This is a genomic window from Lentzea albida, assembly GCF_900111005.1.
Taxonomy (GTDB): Bacteria; Actinomycetota; Actinomycetes; order Mycobacteriales; family Pseudonocardiaceae; genus Lentzea; species Lentzea albida.
The window spans coordinates 129,679-153,749 of record NZ_FOFV01000015.1; the positions used below are offsets into that span (position 1 = coordinate 129,679).

A 24,071-nucleotide genomic window follows, 5' to 3' on the forward strand; every position below is an offset into this window, starting at 1 on the left:
CGGGTGACCGGCTCGTGATCCGCATGGTCGATCATTGCCGCATGAATCGCGCGGCGGTGACGTCACTGGTGGTCTTCGTGCTGCTCGTGGCGTTGGGTTGGTACCTCACGAATCTCCAGTCCTCCCAGGAGAACCCGCCCACGCCGCCCGTGCCCACCGGTTCCGCTCCGGCCGGATCGTCCGATCTGGGCGCCTTGGCGATCGCGCCGGAGGGCAAGATGGCCGGCTACAGCCGCGACCGCTTCCCGCACTGGGCCTCGCAGGGGAACTCCTGCGACACCAGGGAGATCGTGCTGCAGAAGCAGGGCACCGACGTCAAGACCGACAAGGACTGCAAGGCCGTCTCCGGCACCTGGAACAGCGTCTACGACGGCGTGGTGATCAAGGAGGCCGGCGAGGTCGACATCGACCACACCGTCCCGCTGGCCGAGGCGTGGCGTTCCGGCGCCGACAAGTGGACCGACGACGAGCGCAAGGCGTTCGCCAACGACCTCGGCGGCATCCAGCTGCTCGCCGTGACCGCGAAGTCCAACCGCAGCAAGGGCGACCAGGACCCGGCGAAGTGGAAGCCGCCGGTCGCGGCGTACGGGTGCACGTACGCGCAGCACTGGATCGCGGTGAAGATCACCTACAAGCTGACCGTCGACCAGGCGGAGCACGACGCGCTGGCCGCGTTGCTCAAGACCTGTTAGCCCGGCCAGAACCCCGGGTTTCGGGTGGGCGTGAAGTCGAGGAGCCCGCTGCGGAACCCGCCGGTGAGCAGGTCGAGCAGGAACGCGCTCACCGGCCCGTCATGGTCCTCCCGGCTGGAGAACTCGGCGTCGCACAAGGTGATCGTCCACCGGTCCGGCTCGCCGTCGGCGCGCCAGAACAAGGTGACGCCCCTGTCCGCCGTGCCCCACGGGACGAGACCGTCCGGTGCCTCGTGCAGGGCGCTCAGGTAGTCGTCGAGCGACTCGTCGTCCGCGATGGGCGAGACCACCTCGACGACGTGGTCGAAGACGCCGTTGCCCAGTGCGGACATCAACTCCTTGTAGTCGCCGGGGAACACGAGCCCCAGGTGCTCCTCGGCCTCCGCCCACAACTGTCCGGGCACACCCTTCGGCTCCCGCCCGAGCACCCTGAGCAGGTCCGCGCTCCCCGGCAACTCTTCTCCCTAGTGGTGCGGGCGGTGCGACACGGCCCGACCCCCCAGGCGGGCCGCATCGCTCCCCCTCGTGCCCGACCCGCCCCCGGCAGGCCGGTTTCCCCCGCAGCCCGGCCCGTCCCCCGACAGGCCAGGCGCGTCCCCCTACCCGACCTGGACGGACTCGAACAGGCCGGACAGCTTCCAGTGCGTCACGTACCCCATCGCCTCGGCCGCGATCAGCACGTCGAGCTTGCCGAGGTTCGTGCGCGCCGGCATCTGGTACGCCTTGCCGCGCCGCGCGTCGAGCACCATCGGGACGGCGCCCGGCAGCGTGTCCGCGACCGTGTGCTGCAGGATCCGCAGCCCGACGTTGGCCGCCTCCCTGGTCAGCGGCACCTCCTTGGTGTGCACGAGCACCGCGTACGTCGTGCCGTCCTTCTTGCGCAGCCCCAGGTGCGGCCGCACCTTCAACGTGAGCTCACCGGCGCGGTAGGTGGCCCCCTCCACGGGCACGCCGGTCGCCTTGAACGACGTCAGCCAGGGCAGGAAGCCGTCGGCGATCTCCTCGAACGCCCGCGGCTGGCCCGTGCGGTTGGCGTTCTGGACCGCCTTCTTGAGCTCGATCTCCGGTTCGGTCGAGTTGACCGCTCGTCGCATGGCGTCGCGGATCGGGTTGTAGAACCCGCAGACCCTGGTGTCCGAGGCCAGGTACATCCCCCGCTGTTCCGACACGATGTTGATGCGTCCACGCTGACCGCTCATGACGTACTCGGTGAACGACAGTGCGGTGACGCTGACGTTGTTGTCCGGCAACGTTTTCTCCCCTCGTACCGCGAGCTTCACCTGACGTTATCCGAGGGGTCCGACAAAAATGGCGCTGCTCCGAACGGTCCAACGGTCACGGAATGTTGAACAATCACTCGATTAGGTGACATGTAGAGTTGCGACCTCGATCGCAATCGGTGAACGGACTGTGACGAACCGGCAACCGATCACGGACATGACCGTTCGTCTGCCGTTCGCCGACGCTCACCGAACGCTCACCGCAAGACCAGCGGCTGTAACACTCCGTAGAAGATCAACACGGAAGAATGGACTTCGTCAGGAAGAGTTTCGGCGAGGGAGCACGATGGCGGTCAAAGCGGAGCGTTCACCCGATAGAGCGGGTGACGTGGAGGTTCCGCAGTCGTGGCAGCCGGCGAGATGGCCGGCCCACCTCGCCACCTGGCCGCACGCGGTCCAGGTGACCGTGATCCTCGTGCTGATCGCGCTGCTGCTGTGGGCGATCGCCGTGACCCTCGGCCCCGACCAGGCCTTCATCGTCGGCTCCGCGGGCGTCGCGGCCAAGCTGATCTGCATGTACCTCGACACCCGCGAGCGCGACTAGCGCCCGTAGCGCTCCGCCGAACGCGCTTTGGCCTTCGCCGCCTCGACCTCCCGGTCCTTCGGCGGCGCCGTCGTGACCAGCGCGTCGAGCAGTTCCTGCGTCGCCGCCGCCACGGCCGCGACCGCCTTGTCGAACGCGGCCTGGTTCACCGCAGACGGCTTGGTCGACCCGCCCACCTTCCGCACGTACTGCAGCGCCGCGGCCTGCACCTCGTCGGACGTGGCGGGCGGTTCGAAGTTGTGGAGCACCCGGATGTTTCGGCACATGCCTCCACTATGACCTGCCGGGCGGCGCCGCGCGGGTGTGGATGCGTTCTCCCTGCTTGCCGAACAGGCTGAGGATCTCGGCAGGCCGCCCGTCCGCGCTGCTGAAGCTGTGCGGCTGCCGGCAGTCGAACTCGGCCACCTCGCCCGCGCGCAGCACGACCTCCTGGTCGCCCAGGCGCAGCCGGATCCGCCCGCTCAGCACGTAGAACCACTCGTACCCCTCGTGCACGCGCGGTTCGTGCAGGTCGGAGTCGGTGATGATCATCTTCCACGCCTGCAGCGGCCCGATCGACCTGGTCAGCGGGATGCCGACACGGCCGTGACCCAGTTCGCGCGGCTTCATCACGACGCGCGGATCACCCACCTCGGGCGCGCCCACCAGGTCGTCCAGGGTCACCTGGTAGGTCCGCGACAGCGGCATCAGCAGCTCCAGCGTCGGCTTGCGCTGGTCGGTCTCGAGGCGCGACAGCGTCGACTTGGAGATGCCCGTCATCTCGGACAACGCCGCCAGCGTCAGGTCGTGCTCCGCTCGCAGCGCGGCGAGCCGTTGCCCCACGGTTGTTGCCATAATGGCAACTTACTTTGCCAAAACTGGACTGTCGACCGCACCCTCGAACCATGACGTACGAAGTGGTGATCATTGGTGGGGGAGCGGCCGGGCTGAGCGCCGCCCTGATGCTGACCAGGGCGCGCCGCAGCGTGCTCGTGGTCGACGGTGCCGAGCCGCGCAACGCCCCGGCCGCGCACATGCACAACTACCTCTCTCGAGACGGCCTTTCGCCGTTGGAGCTGCTCAAGCACGGACGGGCCGAGGTCGAGGGATACGGCGGCGAGATCGTCAACGACGAGGTGCGCGGCGTGACGAAGACCGACGACGGGTTCGCTGTGGAGCTCTCCGGACGAACCGTGCACGCCCAGCGCCTGCTGTTCGCGACCGGCCTGGTCGACGAGGTGCCGGACGTCCTGCGCGCCCGCTGGGGCCGTGACGTCTTCAGCTGCCCGTACTGCCACGGCTACGAGGTCCGCGACCAGAAGCTCGTGGTGTTCGGCGAGGAGATGAAGGTGGCGCTGGTCCGGCAGTGGTCGGACGACGTCACGCACGTCCCGTCGGTGGACGACGTCGAGGTCGAGGACGACAGGCTGGTCGCGGTGATCTCGAACGGTGAGCGCGTGCCGGCCGATGCGCTCGTGTACTCCGCACCGGTCAAGCCGCGCGACGAGTTCCTCCTGGCGTTGGGCGCCGAAACCGAGGAGACCATGCTCGGTCCGTTCGTGCGCACGGACGCGAAGGGCCGCACGAGCGTTCCCGGCGTCTACGCGGCAGGCAACGTCACGGATCCCGCGGCCATCGTGATCGTCGCCGCCGCCCAGGGCGCCCAGGCGGCCGGGATGATCAACGTGGACCTGCTGGGGCTCATGCCGGCAGGCTGATCCGGAACGTGGAGCCCTCACCGAGCGCGCTGGTCACCGACACCGTGCCGCCGTGCGCCTCCACGAGGTGCCGCGTGATCGCGAGCCCGAGCCCGCTGCCGCCGGTGCGACGGCTGCGGGACTTGTCGGCCCGCCAGAACCGGTCGAACACGTGCGGCACGTCCTCGGGCGCGATGCCGGTGCCGGTGTCGGTGACCTCCAGGACCGCGTTGTCCTGCTCCCGGAACAGCTTCACGACGACCTCGCCTCCGGGCGCGGTGTAACGGACGGCGTTCGCGACGAGGTTGCCGAGCGCCTGCCGCAGCCGCACCGGGTCCGCGGTGATGTGCACCGGCGTGGTCTCGGCGCGCAGCAGGACCTCGCGGTTCTGCTGCGCGGTGACGACCTGCTCCACGACGTCGTCAAGCGCGATCGGCTCGGGGTGCAGCCGCAGCGTGCCCGCGTCGGCCTGGGCGAGGTCGTGCAGGTCGTCGACGAGTCGTTGCAGCAGAAGGGATTCCTCCAGCAGGATGCCGATCAGGTGCGGGTCCGGCTCGGCCAGCCCGTCCTGCGTCGCCTCCAGCCAGCCGGTGATGTTGCCCAGCGGTGTGCGCAGCTCGTGGGCGACGTCGCTGACCATCGCCTGCCGCTGCCGTTCGGTCTCGGCGAGCTTCTCCGACATGGCGTTGAACGACTTGGCCAGCTCGCCGATCTCCCCGGCACCGCCGTCGACCCGTGCCGTGCGGTCGCCTTCCGCCGTGCGCTTGGTGGCGGCCGTGAGCGCCCGGATCGGCCGCACGAGCTGCGTCGCGGTGACCCAGGACGCGAAGCCGGCGATCGCGAGGATTCCCAGCGCCACCAGCGTGATCCGGGTCGCGCCGGTCGTCGACAGGTCGATCGGCCGGGGCTCGTCGCCCGTCACCTGCGTGAGGAACAGCTGCACCGGCTCGGCGACGTACGGCTCGAGCTGCTCGCGGCGCGCGGTGTCCATGCAGCTCACCACGTCCGGCGGGGAGTCGCGGACCATCAGGACGTCCCAGTCGAGCATCACCCTGCTCGGCGGTTTGTCCACGATGGATGGTTCACCTTCCTGCGCGGCGAGGCACTTCGTGAACAACGCCTGCAGTTCCTCGTACGCGGCGGTCTCCGTGGCCGTGAGGGTGTAGAGCCGGTCGCCGACCGTGCAGTCCTCCCACTTCGACAGGTTGCCGGGCTGGTCGTTGGAGAGCCGCGGCCTGCCGTTCGGCGCGTCCACGATGGTGATGTAGCGGTTGCATTCGCTGAGCTGCGCCGAATAGGCGTGCAGGAGCCGGTGCTCCTCGTCGGTCAGCTTGAACGGCCCGACCGCCCGCCGGTCGATCTCGCCGTTGACGTTCAACGGGTCGACGACCGCCCTGGGGGTGATGGGCAGCTGCGGCGAGTTCTCGTTGCCGGTGTCGACGAGCTTCCTGCCGGTGCGGTCGGCCAGCGCGATGCGCCGGTCGTACTTCCGCGCGATCTCGTCCGCCGTGCCCTTCGCGCCCGACCAGTCCCTGTGCGTGGCCGCGTACCCCACCAGTTCGTCGACGATCGCGGCGTCGGTCTCGAGCGCCTCGCCCTGCTCCTGCCGGATCGCGCCGGTCGTCGCCTGGCTCGCGAGCCACGCCGTGACGGCGATCGAGCAGGCCGCGATCACCAGGGAGAACAGGAAGAACCGGACGAGGAGGCTTTTCATACGAGCTTGTACCCGATGCCGTAGACGGTGAGGAGGCGTTCCGGCCGGCGCGAGTCCTGCTCGATCTTGCGGCGCAGCTTCATCATGTGCACGTCGACCGTGCGCGCGGTGATGAACCCGTCCTCCAGCAGCTGTTCGCGCGTGAACACCCGTTGCGGCTGCGCGGCCATCTTGGCCAGCAGGCGGAACTCCGCGGGCGTGAGGCTCACCAGTTCGTCGTTGATGCGCACTTCGTGACGGATCGGGTCGACGGTCAAATCCCCGACCTTGAGCACCGTGGCGTTCGTCTCGCGCGCACGGCCGGTGCGCCGCAGGATCGTGCGCACGCGCGCCACCATCTGCCGCGGCCGGAACGGCTTGGTGATGTAGTCGTCGGCGCCGAGGTCGAACCCGAGCAGCACGTCGTCCTCAGTGGACCGCGCGGTGAGCAGCACGATCGGCACGTCGGACTCGGCGCGGACGGCGCGCATCACGTCGATCCCGTCGACCAGCGGCATCATGACGTCGAGGACCAGCAGGTCGGGATTGCGCCGCCGCGTCTCGTCGATCGCCGCCCGCCCGTCGTGGACGACCACCACCGAATGCCCGTCGTGCTGGAGGTACCGGCGGACGAGCTCGGCCTGGTGAACGTTGTCCTCGGCGACGAGGATGTGGGCACACACAGAGCGAGTATGCAGTCCTTCACGACAGTCAAGCGGAACGCAAACAGGTTCTTCATCAGTTCCGGCGAGCGTGGCCGTCATGAAGGTGCACCTGGCCCTGGCGGCCGTCGGCCTGACGGCCCTGCTGCTCACGACGACCCAGCTGGCAGGCGAAACAGCTCCCGCGGCCGCGCCGACCACCACCACCACGTCGTCGTCGCCGGAGCCCGTCCCGGTCCCGTCAGCGCCGCCGGTTCGGATGTACGCGTCCAGCTCGGACCTGCCGGACGGCCCGGAGTTCCCGGTGGTCGGCGCGGGCACGTTCCGCGTGGTCCCGGGAAACGGCCCGGTCGTCGGCACAGGCCCGTTGCGCACCTACGCCGTCGAGGTCGAGAACGGCATCACGGTCGACGAACAGGCGTTCGCGGCGTTCGTGGACGCCACACTCACGGACCCGCGCGGCTGGACGGCCCGTGGCGCGCGCTCGGTGCAACGCGTGTCCGGCGCCGCGTCGGTGCGCATCCGGCTCACGTCGCAGCAGACAGCGCGTTCCGTCTGCGGGTTCGAGATCCCGGTCGACGTCTCGTGCCGTGACGGCAACTTCGTGTTCCTGAGCGCCGCCCGCTGGTTCCGCGGCGCGGTCGCGTTCCTGCCGGACCTGACGGCCTACCGGACGTACATGGTCAACCACGAGGTCGGGCACGCGTTCGGGCAGGGTCACGCGCCGTGCGGCGTGGCGGGCGGTCCGGCGCCGGTGATGATGCAGCAGACGTTCAGCGTGTCCAACGACGAGATCGTGCGCATCACCCAGGGCGTGCCGCAGGGCGCGGTCATCCCGCAGGACGGGAAGGTGTGCACGCCCAATGGTTGGCCGTACCCGTGAGCCGTCCCGTCACGCGCTGACGGCGCACCGGCTGCGACACTCGCTCGGACTGAACCCGTGCACACGCTTGAACGCGGCGCTGAACCCGAACGCGTCCGCGTACCCGACCTTGCGCGCCACCGACGCCACCGTCGCCGACGACTCGGCCAGCAGATCGGCCGCCAAGGCCATCCGCCACTCCGTGAGGTATGTCAGCGGCGGCACGCCGACCAGCTTGGCAAACCTGCTGGCCAGCGTCGTCCGCGCCACCCCGGCCTCCCGAGCCAGCAACGCGAGCGTCCAGGGCCGTTCGGGATGGGCGTGCATCGCCTTCAGCACCGGCCCGACCACCGCGTCCGCCTGAGCGCCCAGCCACCCGTCCCCGTGCTCGCGGTCGAACCACTCCTTGAGCGAGCAGACCATCAGCCAGTCCAGCAACCGGTCCGCCACCACAGCCGGCCCACCCGTGCCGATGGAGTCGTAGAACTCCGCGCACCCGCCCTCCCCAGGCGCCACGAGCGCCGCCGGCAGGACCTCGGTGAGCTTCCGCGCCACCGACCCCATGACGTCGTACGTACCACTGATCATCGTCGCGTCCCCCAGCACCGCGACAGACCCCTGCACCACCAGCACGTCACCGGCCCGCGCCACCACGTCCGCGGCCCGCACCTCCCCGGCCGTCACCGCGCACAGGGTGAGCCCGCCGAACACCTCCGACCCCGACACCTCGGTCCGGCGCACCCCGGCCCCATCCGCCCGCATCCCCCGCAACAGCTCGTCGAACGGCTCCATGCCTCCAAGATACGGCCCGAACGATCGAACATCATCGATGAACTCTCACCCATGTTGCCTTCGCGGCCCTCGCGGTTGGCTGGCCTCATGACAGACGACATCCTGGTTCTGGGCGCAACGGGCAAGACGGGCCGCCGCGTGGTCGACTCCCTCGAGGCCGCAGGGGTGACGCCGCGCAGGGCGTCCCGCGCCACCGGCTTCGACTGGAACGACCCGACGACCTGGAAGCAGTTCCTCCACGAGGTCACCGCCGTGTACCTGATCGCCCCGCAGGACCCGGCGCACGCGGCACAGTTCACAGACCTGGCCACGACCGCGGGCGTACGCCGCCTGGTCCTGCTCTCCGGCCGTTCCCTGGACCAGGTCCCCACGACCTTCGCACCAGGCATGCACGCCGCCGAGGCAGCCCTCCGAACCGGCAGCACCCCGTGGACCATCCTGCGGGCCAACAACTTCAGCCAGAACTTCTCCGAAGAGGCCTGGACCGCGGCCGACCTGGCCCTCCCGGTCGACGACACCCCGGAACCGTTCGTGGACGTCCGCGACATCGCCGAGGTGGCAACCCTCGCCCTCACCACGGACGACCACCACGGCCAGACCTACGACCTGAGCGGCCCGCAGGCCCTGACCTTCGACGAGGCCGTCGCCAAGATCTCCGCCGCCACGGGCCACCGCAAGACCCTGACCCGCCTGACCCCGGCCGAGTACCGCTCGTACCTCCTGGCAGAAGGCCTACCGGAAGAGGTGGCGACAGAACTCAACGCGCTCTACGACGCAATGCGAGCAGGCCTCCTGGTCACCCCGACAGACGACATCGCCCGCCTCCTCGGCCGTCCGGCCACCAGCTTCGACACCTACGTCTCGGACACCTGGCGCTGACGGGGCAACAACAGGTGCACGGCAAATCCGGACGCCGTGGCCAGCACCGCCTGGTAGACGACCGACACCTGGTACCCGCCGCCGACCATGAACGCGGCCTCCAGCCCGGTCGTCCACCAGCCGGCCAGCTCACCGAGCCCGAGCACGTGCCACCCGAAGAACCCGGCACACCACCCGGCCACCGCCCAGGCGGCCGTGCCGCCCCGCTTGACGAAGAGGAAGGTGGACACCGCGGCCACGGCGTTGAAGGCGAGGGCGATGCCGGTCAGCGTTGCGTCGGCGCTCCAGGCCAGGCTCGCCACCGTTTGCAGCACGAGCACGCCGACGACCAGCCCAACACCCAACCGCGTCTTGTCCACGTGCCGATTATTCAGCCGAGGTCTTTCGGGCGTACGCCGACCACCGCCGTGCCGCGCTCCTCCATTGCTGCATCTGGCGGCTGTTTGCTCGGCGTTCGGTTGAAATCGTCTTCAGGTGGGACTTGGGGACATCACCGCTGATGCGGTGCGTGCGGCGCTGGCGGAGCACGACCGGATGGGGCTGGCGGAGTTCTGCGACCACCACGGCTTCGACCAGTTGCGCAACTACGTGATCGCCGCCGGCGGACGTAGGTACGGCACACGGGTGATCACAGCTGTCGCTCACGGCCACCTACCTGGCCAGGCGCCTCTGAAACCGCAGGACGTGGGAGACGACGACCTCGTCAACCAGACGCTGGAAGCGCTGCACTTCGAGGTCAAGGAACTGCGCCCGCCCAAGTGGACGCGCGAGGAGCTCACCCTGGCCTGTTCGCAGCTGTTCTCGAACGACAAGGTGGCCCAGCGGTTCCACGATCCGGCCGTGCAGGAGCTCGCGGCGTTCCTGCAGCAGCTGCCGTTCCACGCTCCGCAGGACCGCGGCCTGAACTTCCGCTCGGCCAACAGCGTGCAGCGCAAGCTCTTCGACCTGGGAACCAGGCTGTCGGGCTACAAGGGTAAAAGGACCCGCGGCGGCGCCTTGGACAACGTCATCGTTGCGGAGTTCGAGGCTGACCCGGCATCCATGCACCGCCGGGCGGCGGAGATCCGGGCCGAACACGAACCGAAGGCCTGGATGCTCTTCTTCGGGGAAGGAGAGCGGAAGTACGGCGGTGATCTGGACGTCCTGGGGTCGAGCTACGTGTACGACGACGAGGCCGACCGCGCGCACCAGGTCCGCGAAGGCCATGTGATCGTCATCCGCGACAGCGAGGACGTGCTCGGCATCGGCCGGATCAGCCGCATCGACCGCCAGGACGGTGTGCTGAGGCAGCAGGAGGTGTGCCCTCACTGCGAGAGCGGACAGTTCGACGAACGCGGGAAGCAGCGCCCTCGTCACCGATGCCGCCGTGAGGGCTGCAACCACGAGTTCGATGAACCGAGCACCAAGCACATCACCGTTACGCAGTACGTCGCGTACTACGGCGGTACCTGGCGCGCACTCGATGGAGCCATCACCGCAGACGAGGTCGAGGAAGCCTGCACCGACGAGGCGTGGGAAAACACCATTCGGCCTCTCGAGCTCGGCAAGCTCGAAGCGATGCTGGCACAAGTGGCAGTGCCACTGCCCTCTCTGGAGGCTGAGGCCCGTACCGCAGCAAAGGTGAAATCAGCGCGCAGCGCCATCTCTGGCGAAGGCGACGGAAACGCCCCCAAGGGCGGTCGACGTGAGAGCAAGACGAAGGCGCGCAACGGCCAAGGGGGGTTCCGGAAGGCACTGATCAAGCGGTACGGCCACGTCTGCGCGATCACCGGCCCTTGCCCGGCCGAGGTGCTGCAAGCAGCACACCTGCGCAATTTCGCCGAGCACGAGACCCACAACCCGACCGAGGGCGTGTTGCTGCGCGCGGACGTGCATCTGCTGTTCGACAACGACCTGCTCGCGGTTGACCCCACCACCTGGCGCGTCGTGCTGGCCCCGTCCCTGAGCGACTACCCCGCCTACGCCTCGCTCGACGGCGCCGAGTTCGCTGACGGCCCTTGTGAGAAGGCGATCACCGACCACTTCATCGCGGTCACGAGCACGTGGGCCTGACGCACCACGAGTGGCTCCACGGCGTGGCCCGTGCCCGGACACGAAGAAGGCCGCTGACCTGTTCACGCAGGTCAGCGGCCACATGTTCCAGCGCCCCTGGCAGGATTCGAACCTGCGACCTCGGGATTAGAGATCCACATCTCGCAGTGTTCGTGGTCGTCTGCCGTTGCGGCCTCTGACCTGCGCAGATCGCGATTCGAGGCCGTCGCCTTGGACGATCGTTTGTCGATGGCTGGCATCGTTTGGCCTGGGTAACTGCTGGAAACGATCTTCGATCGGGCAGGTCGCCTCGCTTGGCTGTGACCATCACACTGCCAGCAACGAGCGGGTTACCCGACTCTCGTGTTCGTCCAGCTCGGGAACCGCCGGCCATGGTGCTTAGGCGTAGCAGTTGCAGCGGTCGTTGCGGTCAGAGTCAGCTGGGGCTTTAGCTGCGTGCGACACCGCCGACCACTCCTCCCCCGTCCCCTTGTCCCTGCTGCGCTTAGCTCCCAGAGAGCTGTGTCGAGAGTGGCCTTCAGGCCATCGCGTAGCGACGCGTAGCGCTCTCGACACAGCTCTCTGGGTGTTAAACGATGGCCGGGACAGGGGCGGCGGGGGAGCTCCCGTGCGGCTACCGTATTGCGACTCACCGATAACCCTTGCTGTCCGCGAACCCGCGACCTTGGAATTAGAGATCCACTTCTCGCGGCTGGTCGTGGGCTTCTGCCGCCGTGGCCTCTGATCTGCGCGGATCGCGAACCCGAGTCATCACTGTGGACGATCATTTGTGGGTGTCTGGCGTCCTTTGGTCTGGACAACCACTGGATTTGATCATGACCACCCTGGAGGGGCAGCACGGGCCATCACCTTTGGCAGGCCCTCGGCGCTGGAGGGGTGAACCGACACTGCGCACCCCTGTCGCTCCTGGTGGTGTCGGTCACACTGTTCAGGGCATGGTTGAGTAAGCTGCTGCCTGTGGGTAGAAGTGCGAAGCGCCGACACAAGCAGGCCAGCCGCATGTCGCGACGAGTGGCGAACTCTAGGCTGCCCGCTCCAGGGCGCGACTTCTTCGGGCTCTCCAAAGAGTCGGCGATCGCTCAGTCAGGGGTCCGTGCAGTATTTACCCCACATCAGCCGATTAGTAGCATGGAACTACTGTTCGGTCGCCAGGAAGAAGTTAGTAAACTTGTTGAGACTCTAAATACACCTGGGCAGCATGTTCTTCTATATGGCGAACGTGGCGTCGGAAAAAGTTCGCTGGCGAACGTCGTGTCCGAAGTTCTCCTGCATGCAGTGCAGCCAGCGATCTTCGTAAAACGGTGTGATCGCTCGGATAATTTCGAATCAATTATTCAGAAGCCACTTCGTGCCGTAGGTGCCGATCATCTTCTTCAACAGGTTTCTAGTTCGCGTGCAATTTCCAACAAGGATTCACTGAAGCTGGGCTTTGCTGAGATAGGAAACGAAGAGTCTCAGGACCTCGTGCATACCTACACGGTTTCCAATGTGATTTCACCATCGACTGCCGCAGAATCGTTGCACGAGCTCGATGGCTTGCTTGTTGTAGACGAATTCGACGCGATCGCTTCGGATGAAGATAGAAGTAAGGTCGCTGAGCTCATCAAGCACCTGAGTGACTCCGGATCAAACCTTAAACTGATGGTCGTAGGTATCGCCGAGACCGGAGATCAGCTGACGGCGGCGCATCCTTCGGTACAGCGATGTCTTCGTGAGACGAAGCTCAGGAGAATGGGACGAGCGGAGCTTGAAGAAATCGTTATTGCAGGTGCCAATGCGCTTCGCCTGCGATTTGATACGTCAGTTGTTGAGTCGATTGTTCGCCTGAGTGCAGGCTATCCGCACTTTACGCATCTCCTGGCCTTGAAATGCGCTGAAGATGCAATCGGCGAGGGCAGCTTTCTGATTATGCCTCATGACTTGTCAAAGGCCATGGATCGCGCGGTTTCGGACGCCGAGGGTACACTGAAGCGTATTTATGACGATAGCGTTCGAGCGCCGAGTCCAATGTACCGACACATCCTCGCGGCCGCAGCATCGCTTGATTCAGATGAGTTCAGCGCAAATGATGTTCGGAATGCCGTTATTTTGCGGACCGGAGAAGACATCTCTCAAGGTTCTCTCAATAACTACTATAAGCGCCTAATATCAACTGACGGCACGACGATCTTGCGGCGGGCTGGCCGTGGGTTTTACAGATTCGAAGACCCTCGTATGCGTAGCTATATCCGGCTGATTGAGCGAATGGTGTAACAACACTACTTAGTGCCGCTCTAGGCCCCTTTCTTGTCTACCTCTGTTTGATCGCAGCCTGTGTAGGCGCGCCTTTGCCCGCTGGCGGGCCAGGGTGGCGGAGCCGGGCCCCTGGCCCTTGCCAAGCGGGCTCAAGCACAGTGGCGCGCGGCCCCGCAGGGGCCGCCTTGATGAAGAGAAGAAACTCTGGACACGCCTAGGAGTCAGAGCGCCAGCGGACCAGGACCTTGTCGTCATGTTGCTTCGCCCTCGGGAGAAACTTTCCGGCTGGGTCGTCGAACTGCTCCCAGCTGTGAAGGCGTTGAAGTAGCTGAGCAAGCTCGGCACTGTCCATAAGGGCAATGTCCTCCCAGGACAGACCCAAATGGTCGATGACCCGCTGAGCGCCATCAGTCGCTAGGACGAGCCAGGCGACGTCATCGATTACGAAGTCACGCCGAACGGCCTCGCGTGAAGCGTCAGGTTGAGCCTCGGCGATCCAGTAGCCCTGGTCCGTGTTCCTGAGCTGACGCTCGTGGCGCTGAAGCTCGCCTAGCAACGTGCGGTGCGTGTCGTCGTACCCTGCGCCGGCTTCAAGTCGCGACCGGTACTGACGTCGAAGGTCGGCCGCCGTCCGGGAAAGGCGATCATCCGTTACACGGTGAACAGCACCGTCAGCCGTCTTCACAACGGCCGTGCTGTCGCCAAGCGCTAGTAGCTCCAGGCGCGACTCGCGCTCACGGGCGAGCAGGACGGTGGAAGAAGGTCCATCTCCCGCCTTCACTCGCAGTTGGTTGGCGGTCGCGTGAATGGCTTCCCCTAGCGAGGCGCCAAGGTCCTCCGGGGAGCTGATCCGGGCTGAGATCTCCCTCATCAGATGATCGACGTACTCAGACGCATCGGCAGTGGCTGGAGTGAAACTCGACGCTCCGTCCAGGACGATTGCGGCGCTACCTGTTGTACACCAACGATCGTGTCCTTTCCCCGGCCCTCCTGGGAGTGACGCACCCTCGAATGACATCACTCCCACCTCCTCGGCGGCACTAGAACCTCGATGCTGGTAGGCGTAAGCCCGTCGAACTCGGTCGTGACAGCCATACTGAACTCGCTGTCGCCGAACCTGGCGAACAGCTCGGGCAGGTTGCGGGTGATGTAGTGAGCAGCGCCCACGGAGCCCGCGGCGTGAAGGCCGGCGATGTGCACGACGGTCCAGTTACCCAGTTTTCGCCGTGCTATGTAGGCGTGGTCGGCCTTGCGTGGCTCCGGCTCATCCATTGGAGAGAGGAACCGTTCGCCGGTGACCTCGTCGGTGAGGTACCACTGCACGTTGTCGCCGATGGTCATGCGCAAGTAGGGGTCGGCGGCCATGAGCTGATGCCCGATGTGCGCGGATGCCGGGCCGCAGATGACCACGGCGTCACTAGTGGGCTCCCACTCGTCACGCGGATCGAGGACGACTCGCTCATTGATCGCAAATGCCAGCTTCTCCAGCTCTGCTGCAAGGTGGGCGCCTGTGGCGTCATCGGGTCCTGCGATGACGAGGTCGTCCCGCTCGCGAATGATCCGGCCAGGTAGCGCAAGCGCAACTGGGCCAACACCGAAGAAGGCACGTTCAGGCCCTGGCGCACTGTTGCGGATCTGGGTGACCCGTCCCTTCGTGATGCCGAGCTTCGCCGCGATCTCGGTGTAACTCATGTCGAGTCGGGAGCGCGCTTCCTCGATTGCCGCCCGACGCAGCCGCGCAAGTTCGGTGGCTCGCTGCTGGTAGAGCGTGATCAGCTCTCCTGCTCGCTGGCCACGCCTGATCGGGTCAGGGTCCGTGCGCACAGCCTCGAACTCGTCCGGGTCAGGCGTCGTCATGCCCTCCAGTTTAGCCCCCCTTGACAGCTTTTCGGGTCAGGCGTAGCTTGTGTTTAGACCCCCTCAACTAGAGGGGGTTCGCTCGGCCCGAAAGTTTAGGCCCCCTACACAAGAAGGACTCTCATGAAGAACATGTCGATCATCCTGAGCGACCGTCGTCTGATGCTGACGGAGCTGCCGACGCTGAAGACGCGTGAGGTCGACGGCCACACCGAGATCGTGACGGACAAGGACGGTGCGCAGCAGTTCGTCGTGTCGCTGTTCATGAAGGCCAAGGGGGAGAAGGGCGAAGAGGTCAAGGTGACCCTCGGGACCGACCCCGGCGACGAGTTCGAAGAGGGCGACATCGTGGACCTGGTCGACCCTCGCGCGTCGTTCTACTCGTTCAAGAACGGTCGGGGCGAGACGGTCTCCGGCATCGCTTACCGAGCGATGGGCTTGACCAAGATCGCCTGATCTGCGCCCTGCTGGTGACGCTCTGCGCGTCACGTTCGGTCTGGCCCCCGTGACCGTCGAACCGCCTTCGTGAATCCGCGTCGGCAGGCGATGTTGTCGCACAGCGGGGGAATCCTTTGTTCTTTGAGAATTACATAGTGGGCCAATTCATGCCTTTTTCCGGCGTATTTCTCGCGCCGGGGATTCACGTTGACCTCCGGCCAGTTCGTTTGTCCGGTGGTCTTCGTGGTTCCCATGAGGAAAGAGGAGGTGCACGATCGTGGCGATTCAGATCATCGAGGACTACAAGACCAAGAAGGCCCTCGAACGGTACGGCCACTTCATCGGCGCGATGGACACCCTGGAGGAGGGGTTGATCGAGGCCGGAAAGTTGATCGAGCGCGTGGACGACGCCAAGGCCGGCGCGGGGTTCTCACTGCCGACCAGGGACGAACTGGCGGCACAGCTCAAGAAGGTCTACGAGCAGGTCGGGACGCTGCGGGCCAGGGCGAAGAAGCACGAGGCGGACCTGATCTCGCGCGAGTGGGCGGTGAAGTGACATGTCGTACGCGGTGGACAACGTGCTGGACGAGATCGCGATCGGGATGAAGGTGCTGCGCGACACGACCAAGGGCATTCCGGACGTCGGCGGAATCCGTGCCTCGCACGAGCGGGCACGTAAGGCGGTCGGCGCTCTGGTGGTCGCACTGGAGGACGTGCGATCGAAGATCAGTGACAGTTAGGAAATAGACGATGCGTGGAGGCGGCCTGGCTCCACGTGGACTGTGAACGCTTTTCTCGTGGGGTTGGGCTTCTCCCCAGGAAGGGCGATTCACGATGAAGTATTCCAACCGCAAGACGGGTGTTGAGTGGCGGGCTTTGCTGTGGACGGCCCGGCACCCCGGCATGGTGGTGCTGCCCGGTGCCCTGGGGACCTCCACGGTGCTGCTCGGCACCTCGACCACGGGCATGCTCACCGGTGGCACGTTGACGGCGTTGGGGAGCTGGTACCGGGCGCACCCGGACAGCTTCGACTACTTCGCGGCCCCGGTGCTGCGGGCGTGGCGTCGTCGCTGGTTCTCGCGCTACACGGGCAAGTGGTGGCGGGACACCATGCTGGCAGTCGACCTCGCGCCGGCGCACCGCAAGACCGGTGAGCACCAGGTCCCTCGCATCACCAAGCTGCGCTCCGCGGCGTCCTCGGTGGACACGGTGTACGTGCGGATGATCCCTGGCCAGACGGCGAAGTTGTGGGAGAGCAAGACCGAGGAGCTGGCCGTCGCGCTCAACGCCGAACGGGTCGGGATCGAGCAGGTTCGCCCGCAGATCGTCGCGCTCGTCGTCCAGCGGCGGGAGTCGTTCACCGAGGTCATCGAGGCTCCGGCGCTGTCGTGGGACGCCGACGCGGTGGACCTGGACAACGTCGTGATCGGTGAGGACGAGTACGGCAACGACTGGCGCGTGCCGGTGATCGGTCAGCACATCTTCGGCGCGGGTGCGACCGGCTCGGGCAAGGGCTCGCTGGTCTGGTCGCTGCTGCGGGCGCTGGCCCCGTTGATCCGGGACGGCCTGGTGCGGCTGTGGGTGTTGGACCCGAAGCGGATGGAGCTGGTCAAGACCGAAGGCATCGCCTACCGCTACGCGGCTGAGCCTGAGGACTGCGTCGACGTGGTCGAGGAGTTCGTGCAGGACCTCGAACGTGTCCAGCGGGTGTTGGCGGAGCAGGGAAAGCGGAAGTTCTCGATCTCGCGTGAGACCCCGCTGAACCTGCTGATCGTGGATGAGATGGGCGCGTTGCTCGGGTTCGGTGAGATCGCGGTGACCCGTGCGATGCGCAAGGCCATGTCCTACATCGGGACTCAGGGCCGCGCGACCGGTCACAGCATGTGCGGCTTCGTGCAGGAGCCCTCCAAGGACGTCGTCCCGGTCCGCGACCTGTTCACGGTCCGGATCTGCCTGCGCGTCACGAGTGCGGCACACGTGGACATGACCCTGGGCGAGAACGCGCGCTTGCGCGGAGCCCTGGCCGACGAGATCTCCAACGACGTCAGCACGGCCGGCATCGGCTACGTGGTGCAGGAGAAGTCCCGCGTTCCTCTGCGCGTCCGAGCGTCCTATGTGGACGACTCCGAGATCCAAGAGTTGATCGAGTTCGTGACGAGTGGCCGTTCCAGCGGCCTGAAGGTGGTGGCCTGAGATGTGGAAGTTCGGTTTCGCCCTTTGGGCGTCGTGGCAGATGGTGCGCTGGGCCCTCGTCGGCGCGGCGGTGCTGTTCGTGCTCTACCTGTGGGGCGGCGTCAACGGCGCGTTCCTCCTCGCAGCGCTCGGTGTCGCCCTGGGCCTGTATGGCCTGAAGCGGACGCTGGGCAATCTGTACCGCCGTGAACTCGCGGACAGGCGGTGACGGCGATGACCACGCCGCTTCGCCTCGCCGGACTCGGTTCGCCGGCGTCCTGGCTGACCCGCTGCTACGACCTCGACCGTGACCGGGTGCTGCGGCTGCTGTCCGAGGTCGACGGCAACACGCTGGCTTCTCGCTCACCGTGGACCGCGCGTACCGGCTCACCGACTCCCGCAACGCCGTCCGCGTCAACGCCGACGACCAGCAGGCCGTGACCGCGCTGATCGGCGCCGGCGTGCTGGTCCCTGGCCGGGGGGACTGGCTGGCGGTGGACGGCTGGCCGCCCCGCGACTACGTGCTGACGCTGTTCATCAGCTCCGCCACCGGCCGCGGCTTCCACGCGGAGCTGCTCGGGGGTGAACAGTGATGGCACGCCGTGGTCCTGTGGTCGTGGAGGTGCCTGGTCAGATCGACCTGTTCGGCGGGGACGTCGAGCAGTCCGAGGCTTCTCCCGCTCCCGGCCGGCCTATCGTGAAATCGGGGTTCGGCGGTAAGCCCGATGTGGTGGCCGAGGTGCTCGGCGAGATCCGGGACGGCCGCTACGGACGCCTGGACAGCAACGACCGCATCGTGCGTATCGAGCGCGGCGAACGGTGCCGCTACGCCTCGGATGCTGAAGCTGAAGCGGTAGAAAGCCTGCTGGCGCAACGGTATGCCCAACTCGGTGCGGTCGTGGAGCTCCGACACGGAGTGATCGCCAAGGGCGTGTACCGGATCAGGCTTACGCCAGGTGGACGGGGCCTGCTGGAGCGCTGGTTCTCCCTGCGAATCAGGAAGCACCCATGACCGCCGCTTACCCGGTCGCCACCCAGGCCGACGTCCTGAGCCTGGCCGACGACTACGACGCGATCGTCCGGCGCTTCGCCAACGACCACGGCGAACTACCCCACGCGCACGCGGTCGATGCGGCGCAGATCGCGCACCGCCTCGCCGAAATCCACGAGGAACAGGCCGAGCACTGGCGCCGGCTGTCCCGCGAACACCGAGAAGGAAGGACCCAGCGATGAACACGATCCCGTTCCCCACCCCGTCGTGGTGGAAGAACTTCCCGCCGGCCTGGATGAAAGAGGACGTCAAGGAGGTGTTCCGGTACGTCGCCCCTGGACAGGCCTACGCCCGCGAGGCGAACGACGCGTGCTTCTTCGTCTGGGTCTACTTCGGCGACGGTCGGCCGGCCGAGTCGGTCGGGGACGACGTGGACTCCGCGACTCAGGTCCTGATCGAGCGGGGTTACCTGGCCGAGGCGGAGCGGATCACGCTCACCCGCGACTGTGGTGAGCCCTTCCCCGCGCACCGCCTCGTGTTCACCCCGGCCGGTTCCCAGCTCCATGAGCAGTTGTCCAAGGAGGACTGAGCCCGGTGGCCGGAATCATCTTCCCGCCCGCCTGGGTACTGCACGACTGCGAGTACCTGCTGGATCTCGTCGCGAAGCAGACGTTGTTCGTCGACATGCAGGACGACTACGACTTCGCCTGGGTCCGCGATGACGAGTTCCAGCCCGCGCGGCTGATCGAGATCGACCGCGCCCTGTCAACCGAGGCGTTGCTGACCGGCAACTTCTTGGGTCTCGGGGACGCCGTGACTCTCATCAGCGAGACCGGCACCGAGGTCGTCGCCGAAATGCTGGTGTTCCAGCCGACCGGCCACCAGCTCTACGAGTACATCAGCTCTGGGAGGTGAAACCCTTGCAGGACAACGACTCAGACGAGATCAACGAGGCGGCCGGGGTCACGAAGCGAGTCGTTGACCTGCGCCGCCGCAAGGCCGAATCCGCCCATCTGCGCGGCTTGGTGGACGACCCCGACATGGTCGCGGTCCGCATCGAGTCCCAGCGGCGGACGATCACGCGCGGCATGTGGTTCTTCCTCACCCTCGGACTCGCGTTCACCACCGCCGGCGTCCAGGACTTTCTCGCCGGACACCGTGAGCACTCGGACCCGCTGTGGTGGGCCGCGTGGCTCGCGGAACCGATGCTCGCGGGAATCCTGATCATGCTGCTGATGTTCGAGGCGGAGATCCTCTCGCGCGGCCTGACGATCACCGACGTGTGGGTCGGGCGGCTCAAGAAGGTGCTGCTGTCCTCCACGCTGGTGATGAACGTGTGGCCGGCGGTCGCGCCGTGGCTGACCGGGAACGAGCCGTTCGACGGCGGCAACCTCGCCATCCACATCATCGTCCCGGTCGTGGTGTTCGGCGTCGCCGAGGTCATGCCGGTGATCCAGCACAAGTTCAACGAAGCGATCACCCGCGCCTACCGCGACGCCGCACACCACACCCGCAACGCATCACCCGCGCCCACCGCGCAACCAGCCGTGCCGACGGTCGAGGCTCCCCCATCACGACCTGCCGTGCTCGCCACGGCAAGCCGCGTGAAGCTGCCCCCGCAGATCCTCGACCAGGTCAAGGCCAAAGCCACCGAACTTGCGAACGAGGGACGCGAACTGACCGCTGACGATGTCCGCCAGGTCGTCCGGGTCTCACCCGACATGGCCGCCCAGATCGCCGCAGAAGTCCAGCAGCGCAACGGACACGCCTTCACCTGACCCTGGCAGCACAACCCCTCTGCTGCCCACATGAGCGGGGCACGGCCACCTTCCCAGGCCGTGCCCCGCTTCTCATGCGCCACAATGGAAGGAGACATCCGTGCAACCGACCATGCTCGATCTGTACAGCGGGGCGGGTGGCGCTGCCTACGGCTACCGCATGGCTGGCTGGCACGTCACCGGCGTCGACATCAACCCCCAGCCCCGCTACGCGGGCCACGTCTTCCATCAGGGCGACGCGCTCGAATTCCTCGCCGCACACGGCCACGAGTTCGACGCCGTGCACGCCTCCCCGCCCTGCCAGCACTACGCCAACGTCACCCGATGGCGCGGCGACCAGGACGAACACGTCGATCTCCTCGCCGACACACGTGACGCACTCACCAGGTCATACGCCCCGTGGGTGATCGAGAACGTCCCTGAAGCACCGCTGCGGCCGGACTTCCTGCTCTGCGGTTCGATGTTCGACCTGCGCGTACGCCGACACCGCGCGTTCGAGACCTCCGGCTGGGGCCTCCAGCTCACCGCACCATGCAACCACCGGATGGGATTGCGGCCGTTCAACCACAGCAACGAACGCGCCTACGCCGACGCGATGGGCTGCAGCTGGATGTCCGCTCGTGAAGGACGCCAGGCCGTACCGCCTGCCTACACCGAGCACATCGGGCTGACCCTGCTCGACCAACTCCCTGCCCTGACCACCGCTGCCTGACGAGAGGAGACGCCCCGTGCTGCCCGCAGACCCGACCACCAGCCTGGAAGACCGCATCGTCCGCAAGCTGCGCTCGGTCGACTACCGCGACTGGCGCGACAAGGTCACCGCCATCGGCGGCTGCGCCCAACCGATCCGCATGTTCGGCGCGTGGCAGCTGCACGACCGGAACGGGAAGGTTCTCGAGCACAAGGGCGGGGACATCATGGTCCCGTGCGGCAATCGCCGGCAGAGCGTCTGCCCGGCCTGCTCCGACCGCTACGCCGCAGATGCCTACCACCTCATGCACGCCGGACTCGCCGGCGGCTCCAAGAACATCCCGACCACCGTTACTGAGAAGCCCCGCGGCTTCGCCACCCTCACCGCCCCCTCGTTCGGCAAAGTCCACTCTGCACGCCAGAGCAGCCGGGGCAAGACCATCCCGTGCTCGTGCGGCTCCTGGCACCACCCCGACGACCCCCGCATCGGAACCCCTGTCGACCCCGACACCTACGACTACATCGGCTCGATCCTGTGGCAGGCCAACGTGGGTGAGCTGTGGGGCCGGTTCATCCGCAACGTCAAGCGCGCCCTGATGAAAGCGGCCGGGCTGCGCGCCGGCGACTTCAAGCACCACGCCCGCCTGTCCTACGCCAAGGTCGCCGAATACCAGCGGCGCGGCCTCGTCCACTTCCACGGCGTCATCCGCATCGACGGCCCCGACGGACCGCACGACCCGACGCCCCGATGGGCCACGCCCGAACTCTTGGCGGACGCCATCCGCGCCGCCGCCCGCTCGGTGAGCCTGGAGGTCCCCCGCCCTGACGGTGAGGTCCTGGTCCTGCGATGGGGTGATCAGGTCGACTGCCGCTCCATCCGGCCCAGCAACGCGTCCGACGTCGAGCAGGACGGGGAGATCAGCGAAGCCCGCTTGGCCGGCTACGTCGCCAAGTACGCCACCAAGGGCACCGGCAAGAGCGAAGCCGCAGACCGCCGCATCCTCTCCGAACTCCACATCGCCCACCTCAAAGTCTCCGACCACCACCGGCGCATGATCCAAACGGCCTGGGACCTCGGCGGCCTGGACGCCTACGAGTCACTCAACCTGCGCCGCTGGGCGCACATGCTCGGATTCCGCGGCCACTTCCTGAGCAAATCCCAGCGCTACAGCACCACCTTCAAAGCCATCCGCGAGGAACGGCACGCCTTCCGCACCCTCGAAGTCCTCGACCGCATGGGCTACGACCCCGACACGGTCACCGTGATCAACGACTGGACCTACACGGGCTCGGGCTACAACACCGACGCCGAACGCACGCTCGCCCTCGCGATCGCAGAGGGCCGCAAGGAACAACGTCAACGCAAGTACGCAAGGGAGGACGCAGCATGAGCAAGCTGTGGGGCATCAAGGACGTCGCGGACTTCCTCGGCGTGCCTGCCCAGACGCTGTACCAGTGGAGGACGAAGAACTACGGGCCTCCGGGACGACGGATCGGCAAGTACGTCCGCTACATCCCGGAGGACGTCAAGGCGTGGTTCGAGTCGCAGCCGCAGGGGGCCGGCTGATGTCCAAGCCACCGATGGCACTCGGGACGTACGGCGAGATCTGGTTCGTCCGCACTCCGGCCGGCAAGGTCCGCGCGATCACCAACTACCGCGACTACGACGGAGTGACGCGGCAGGTCGAGCGGACTGCCAAGACCGAGAACGCCGCGAAGAACCGGCTGAAGGAGGCACTGAGAGATCGAGCTCGTGCGGTGGTGGGGGAGGAGATCACCGATCGCACGAAGGTCTCCGAGGTCGCGGACAAGTACCTCGCGGAGCTGGACGAGTCGAAGAAGGCCGCGCGCACCAAGCGGACCTATCGGGAGTCCTGGGACCGCGACCTCAAGGACGCAGTCGGCTCCCTCACCGGGCGAGAGATCACGACGGGCACGGCAGAACGCGTCCTGCGGACGATCCGTGACACGGCAGGCCTGGGGAGTGCCAAGCATGCGAAGGTCGTGCTCACCGCGATCATGGGCCTCTACGTCCGGTACGACGCGATAGGCACCAACCCGGTCCGCGAGGTCGGGGCGCTGGGGGAGAGCAAGAAGGCCAGGCCGGTCAGGAAGAAGCTCACGAAGATCGAGTGGGGCGACTACCTCCGGCTGAGGGCCTACCTGCTGGGCAATGAGCGGGCTCGGAACCTCGACCTGGTCGACCTGGTGGACATGCACGCGGCGGTAGGTCCGCGGCTGGGTGAGTTCCTGGCGCTCGACTGGACCCGCGTCCGAGAAGACGAGGGTGTGATCCTGCTGGAGGGCACCGTGATCCGGCTGACCGGTGTCGGGCTGTTCGTCCAGCCCCACACGAAGTCGGTCGCCGGGATGCGGACGCTGAGGATCCCGGCCTGGGCGATGGACGTCCTCCGCAGACGCCGGCCGAACTCGGAGAGCGAGTGGGTGTTCCCGTCCTCGTCAGGAACGCTGCGGGATCCGGACAACACCCGGAAGGCGCTGCGCAGCGTCCTTGAGGGCTCAGAGTGGGAGGGCCTGCATCCGCACGCCTTCCGGCACCTCGTCGCGACGCAGCTCGATGCGGCCGGACTGAGTGCGAGGGAGATCGCCGACTACCTCGGCCACGCCCAGGTCAGCATGACCCAGGACGTGTACATGAACCGGAAGTCAGTCGGTCACCGGGCGGCGGACGCCCTGGAAGGTCTGAAGCCGACTGAGTGAATCCACTGGATAAGCACTGGGCCGACCTCCGAGGAGATCGGCCCACAGTCTTGCTAC

At 66.7% G+C, this 24,071-nt stretch carries 32 protein-coding genes; 22 read left to right on the top strand and 10 right to left on the bottom strand.

Annotated elements, in window-relative coordinates:
• Nucleotides 1-41 precede the first annotated feature (41 nt).
• Nucleotides 42-692: an HNH endonuclease family protein gene (locus BMY74_RS31555; RefSeq protein ID WP_089922142.1), complete on the top strand. Its 651-nt coding sequence runs from the start codon at nt 42-44 to the stop codon at nt 690-692.
• Here BMY74_RS31555 and BMY74_RS31560 read toward each other — a convergent pair.
• Nucleotides 689-1,147: an SMI1/KNR4 family protein gene (locus BMY74_RS31560; RefSeq protein ID WP_089922143.1), complete on the bottom strand. Its 459-nt coding sequence runs from the start codon at nt 1,145-1,147 to the stop codon at nt 689-691. The genes BMY74_RS31555 and BMY74_RS31560 overlap by 4 nt on opposite strands.
• 144 nt (nt 1,148-1,291) lie before the next feature.
• Nucleotides 1,292-1,942, bottom strand: coding sequence for a hypothetical protein (locus BMY74_RS31565; RefSeq protein ID WP_245786467.1), 651 nt, complete (start codon nt 1,940-1,942; stop codon nt 1,292-1,294).
• Between the two features lie 358 nt (nt 1,943-2,300).
• Between BMY74_RS31565 and BMY74_RS31570 the strand changes: the two genes are divergently transcribed.
• Nucleotides 2,301-2,516: a hypothetical protein gene (locus tag BMY74_RS31570; protein WP_089922144.1), complete on the top strand. Its 216-nt coding sequence runs from the start codon at nt 2,301-2,303 to the stop codon at nt 2,514-2,516.
• Here the strand turns inward: BMY74_RS31570 and BMY74_RS31575 are convergent.
• Nucleotides 2,513-2,782 carry a DUF2277 domain-containing protein gene (locus BMY74_RS31575; protein ID WP_089922145.1) on the bottom strand — a complete coding sequence of 90 codons (270 nt, stop codon included), beginning with the start codon at nt 2,780-2,782 and terminating at the stop codon, nt 2,513-2,515. The two genes, BMY74_RS31570 and BMY74_RS31575, sit on opposite strands and share 4 nt — an antisense overlap.
• Before the next feature lie 7 nt (nt 2,783-2,789).
• On the bottom strand, nt 2,790-3,350 hold the full coding sequence (locus BMY74_RS31580) for a cupin domain-containing protein (protein WP_089922146.1): 561 nt from the start codon (nt 3,348-3,350) through the stop codon (nt 2,790-2,792).
• Between the two features lie 50 nt (nt 3,351-3,400).
• Here BMY74_RS31580 and BMY74_RS31585 point away from each other — a divergent pair, with 50 nt between their 5' ends.
• A complete protein-coding gene (locus BMY74_RS31585; protein ID WP_089922147.1) occupies nt 3,401-4,213 on the top strand; it encodes an NAD(P)/FAD-dependent oxidoreductase in 813 nt (270 codons plus the stop codon).
• Here BMY74_RS31585 and BMY74_RS31590 read toward each other — a convergent pair.
• Together BMY74_RS31590 and BMY74_RS31595 are read right to left on the bottom strand one after the other, a co-directional pair.
• Nucleotides 4,197-5,906, bottom strand: a complete 1,710-nt coding sequence (locus BMY74_RS31590) for a sensor histidine kinase (protein WP_089922148.1) — start codon at nt 5,904-5,906, stop codon at nt 4,197-4,199. The two genes, BMY74_RS31585 and BMY74_RS31590, sit on opposite strands and share 17 nt — an antisense overlap.
• The gene (locus BMY74_RS31595) at nt 5,903-6,568 is read right to left on the bottom strand and encodes a response regulator transcription factor (RefSeq protein WP_089922149.1); all 666 of its coding nucleotides are present in this window, start codon (nt 6,566-6,568) and stop codon (nt 5,903-5,905) included. The genes BMY74_RS31590 and BMY74_RS31595 overlap by 4 nt, the downstream gene beginning before the upstream one ends.
• A gap of 79 nt (nt 6,569-6,647) precedes the next feature.
• Between BMY74_RS31595 and BMY74_RS31600 the strand changes: the two genes are divergently transcribed.
• Complete coding sequence (locus BMY74_RS31600) at nt 6,648-7,430, top strand: DUF3152 domain-containing protein (RefSeq protein ID WP_089922266.1); 783 nt, start codon at nt 6,648-6,650, stop codon at nt 7,428-7,430.
• 9 nt (nt 7,431-7,439) lie between these two features.
• On the opposite strand, the gene BMY74_RS31605 is transcribed toward BMY74_RS31600, so the two are convergent.
• Entirely contained in the window at nt 7,440-8,201 is a 762-nt protein-coding gene (locus BMY74_RS31605; protein ID WP_089922150.1) for an AraC family transcriptional regulator, read from the bottom strand.
• 87 nt (nt 8,202-8,288) lie between these two features.
• On the opposite strand from BMY74_RS31605, the gene BMY74_RS31610 reads away from it, so the two are divergent.
• The gene (locus BMY74_RS31610) at nt 8,289-9,080 is read left to right on the top strand and encodes an NAD(P)H-binding protein (RefSeq protein WP_089922151.1); all 792 of its coding nucleotides are present in this window, start codon (nt 8,289-8,291) and stop codon (nt 9,078-9,080) included.
• Here the strand turns inward: BMY74_RS31610 and BMY74_RS31615 are convergent.
• Nucleotides 9,056-9,439 (bottom strand): hypothetical protein, encoded by a 384-nt coding sequence (locus BMY74_RS31615; protein ID WP_089922152.1) that lies wholly within the window; start codon nt 9,437-9,439, stop codon nt 9,056-9,058. The two genes, BMY74_RS31610 and BMY74_RS31615, sit on opposite strands and share 25 nt — an antisense overlap.
• A 115-nt stretch (nt 9,440-9,554) precedes the next feature.
• Between BMY74_RS31615 and BMY74_RS31620 the strand changes: the two genes are divergently transcribed.
• Both BMY74_RS31620 and BMY74_RS31625 read left to right on the top strand, forming a co-directional pair.
• Nucleotides 9,555-11,132 (top strand): HNH endonuclease signature motif containing protein, encoded by a 1,578-nt coding sequence (locus BMY74_RS31620; RefSeq protein ID WP_089922153.1) that lies wholly within the window; start codon nt 9,555-9,557, stop codon nt 11,130-11,132.
• A 1,128-nt stretch (nt 11,133-12,260) separates the two neighbouring features.
• Nucleotides 12,261-13,385, top strand: coding sequence for an nSTAND1 domain-containing NTPase (locus tag BMY74_RS31625; protein ID WP_218159804.1), 1,125 nt, complete (start codon nt 12,261-12,263; stop codon nt 13,383-13,385).
• A gap of 196 nt (nt 13,386-13,581) precedes the next feature.
• Here BMY74_RS31625 and BMY74_RS31630 read toward each other — a convergent pair whose 3' ends face one another.
• Together BMY74_RS31630 and BMY74_RS31635 are read right to left on the bottom strand one after the other, a co-directional pair.
• On the bottom strand, nt 13,582-14,385 hold the full coding sequence (locus tag BMY74_RS31630; protein WP_143091771.1) for a PP2C family serine/threonine-protein phosphatase: 804 nt from the start codon (nt 14,383-14,385) through the stop codon (nt 13,582-13,584).
• On the bottom strand, nt 14,385-15,224 hold the full coding sequence (locus BMY74_RS31635) for a hypothetical protein (RefSeq protein ID WP_089922156.1): 840 nt from the start codon (nt 15,222-15,224) through the stop codon (nt 14,385-14,387). The genes BMY74_RS31630 and BMY74_RS31635 overlap by 1 nt, the downstream gene beginning before the upstream one ends.
• 123 nt (nt 15,225-15,347) lie before the next feature.
• Between BMY74_RS31635 and BMY74_RS31640 the strand changes: the two genes are divergently transcribed.
• The 15 genes from BMY74_RS31640 to BMY74_RS31710 all read left to right on the top strand — a co-directional run bounded on the left by BMY74_RS31640 (nt 15,348) and on the right by BMY74_RS31710 (nt 24,014).
• Nucleotides 15,348-15,680, top strand: a complete 333-nt coding sequence (locus BMY74_RS31640) for a hypothetical protein (RefSeq protein WP_089922157.1) — start codon at nt 15,348-15,350, stop codon at nt 15,678-15,680.
• A gap of 259 nt (nt 15,681-15,939) precedes the next feature.
• A complete protein-coding gene (locus BMY74_RS31645) occupies nt 15,940-16,218 on the top strand; it encodes a helix-turn-helix domain-containing protein (RefSeq protein ID WP_089922158.1) in 279 nt (92 codons plus the stop codon).
• A 1-nt stretch (nt 16,219) separates the two neighbouring features.
• Nucleotides 16,220-16,402, top strand: a complete 183-nt coding sequence (locus tag BMY74_RS31650; protein WP_089922159.1) for a hypothetical protein — start codon at nt 16,220-16,222, stop codon at nt 16,400-16,402.
• A gap of 94 nt (nt 16,403-16,496) precedes the next feature.
• Nucleotides 16,497-17,855 carry an FtsK/SpoIIIE domain-containing protein gene (locus BMY74_RS31655; RefSeq protein ID WP_089922160.1) on the top strand — a complete coding sequence of 453 codons (1,359 nt, stop codon included), beginning with the start codon at nt 16,497-16,499 and terminating at the stop codon, nt 17,853-17,855.
• Between the two features lies 1 nt (nt 17,856).
• Nucleotides 17,857-18,063 (top strand): hypothetical protein, encoded by a 207-nt coding sequence (locus BMY74_RS31660; protein ID WP_089922161.1) that lies wholly within the window; start codon nt 17,857-17,859, stop codon nt 18,061-18,063.
• 139 nt (nt 18,064-18,202) lie between these two features.
• The gene (locus BMY74_RS31665; protein WP_089922162.1) at nt 18,203-18,427 is read left to right on the top strand and encodes a hypothetical protein; all 225 of its coding nucleotides are present in this window, start codon (nt 18,203-18,205) and stop codon (nt 18,425-18,427) included.
• Nucleotides 18,428-18,444: 17 nt separating this feature from the next.
• Nucleotides 18,445-18,846, top strand: coding sequence for a hypothetical protein (locus BMY74_RS31670; protein WP_089922163.1), 402 nt, complete (start codon nt 18,445-18,447; stop codon nt 18,844-18,846).
• The gene (locus tag BMY74_RS31675) at nt 18,843-19,067 is read left to right on the top strand and encodes a hypothetical protein (RefSeq protein WP_089922164.1); all 225 of its coding nucleotides are present in this window, start codon (nt 18,843-18,845) and stop codon (nt 19,065-19,067) included. The genes BMY74_RS31670 and BMY74_RS31675 overlap by 4 nt, the downstream gene beginning before the upstream one ends.
• Complete coding sequence (locus BMY74_RS31680) at nt 19,064-19,414, top strand: hypothetical protein (RefSeq protein WP_089922165.1); 351 nt, start codon at nt 19,064-19,066, stop codon at nt 19,412-19,414. Before BMY74_RS31675 ends, BMY74_RS31680 begins: the two co-directional genes overlap by 4 nt.
• Nucleotides 19,415-19,419: 5 nt before the next feature.
• Entirely contained in the window at nt 19,420-19,740 is a 321-nt protein-coding gene (locus tag BMY74_RS31685) for a hypothetical protein (RefSeq protein WP_089922166.1), read from the top strand.
• A gap of 5 nt (nt 19,741-19,745) precedes the next feature.
• On the top strand, nt 19,746-20,603 hold the full coding sequence (locus tag BMY74_RS31690; RefSeq protein ID WP_143091772.1) for a hypothetical protein: 858 nt from the start codon (nt 19,746-19,748) through the stop codon (nt 20,601-20,603).
• Nucleotides 20,604-20,703: 100 nt separating this feature from the next.
• Nucleotides 20,704-21,315 (top strand): DNA cytosine methyltransferase, encoded by a 612-nt coding sequence (locus tag BMY74_RS31695; protein WP_245786468.1) that lies wholly within the window; start codon nt 20,704-20,706, stop codon nt 21,313-21,315.
• Nucleotides 21,316-21,331: 16 nt separating this feature from the next.
• Nucleotides 21,332-22,684 carry a replication initiator gene (locus BMY74_RS31700; protein WP_245786469.1) on the top strand — a complete coding sequence of 451 codons (1,353 nt, stop codon included), beginning with the start codon at nt 21,332-21,334 and terminating at the stop codon, nt 22,682-22,684.
• A complete protein-coding gene (locus BMY74_RS31705; RefSeq protein WP_089922168.1) occupies nt 22,681-22,860 on the top strand; it encodes a helix-turn-helix transcriptional regulator in 180 nt (59 codons plus the stop codon). Before BMY74_RS31700 ends, BMY74_RS31705 begins: the two co-directional genes overlap by 4 nt.
• A complete protein-coding gene (locus BMY74_RS31710; RefSeq protein ID WP_089922169.1) occupies nt 22,860-24,014 on the top strand; it encodes a site-specific integrase in 1,155 nt (384 codons plus the stop codon). Before BMY74_RS31705 ends, BMY74_RS31710 begins: the two co-directional genes overlap by 1 nt.
• Nucleotides 24,015-24,071 lie beyond the last annotated feature (57 nt).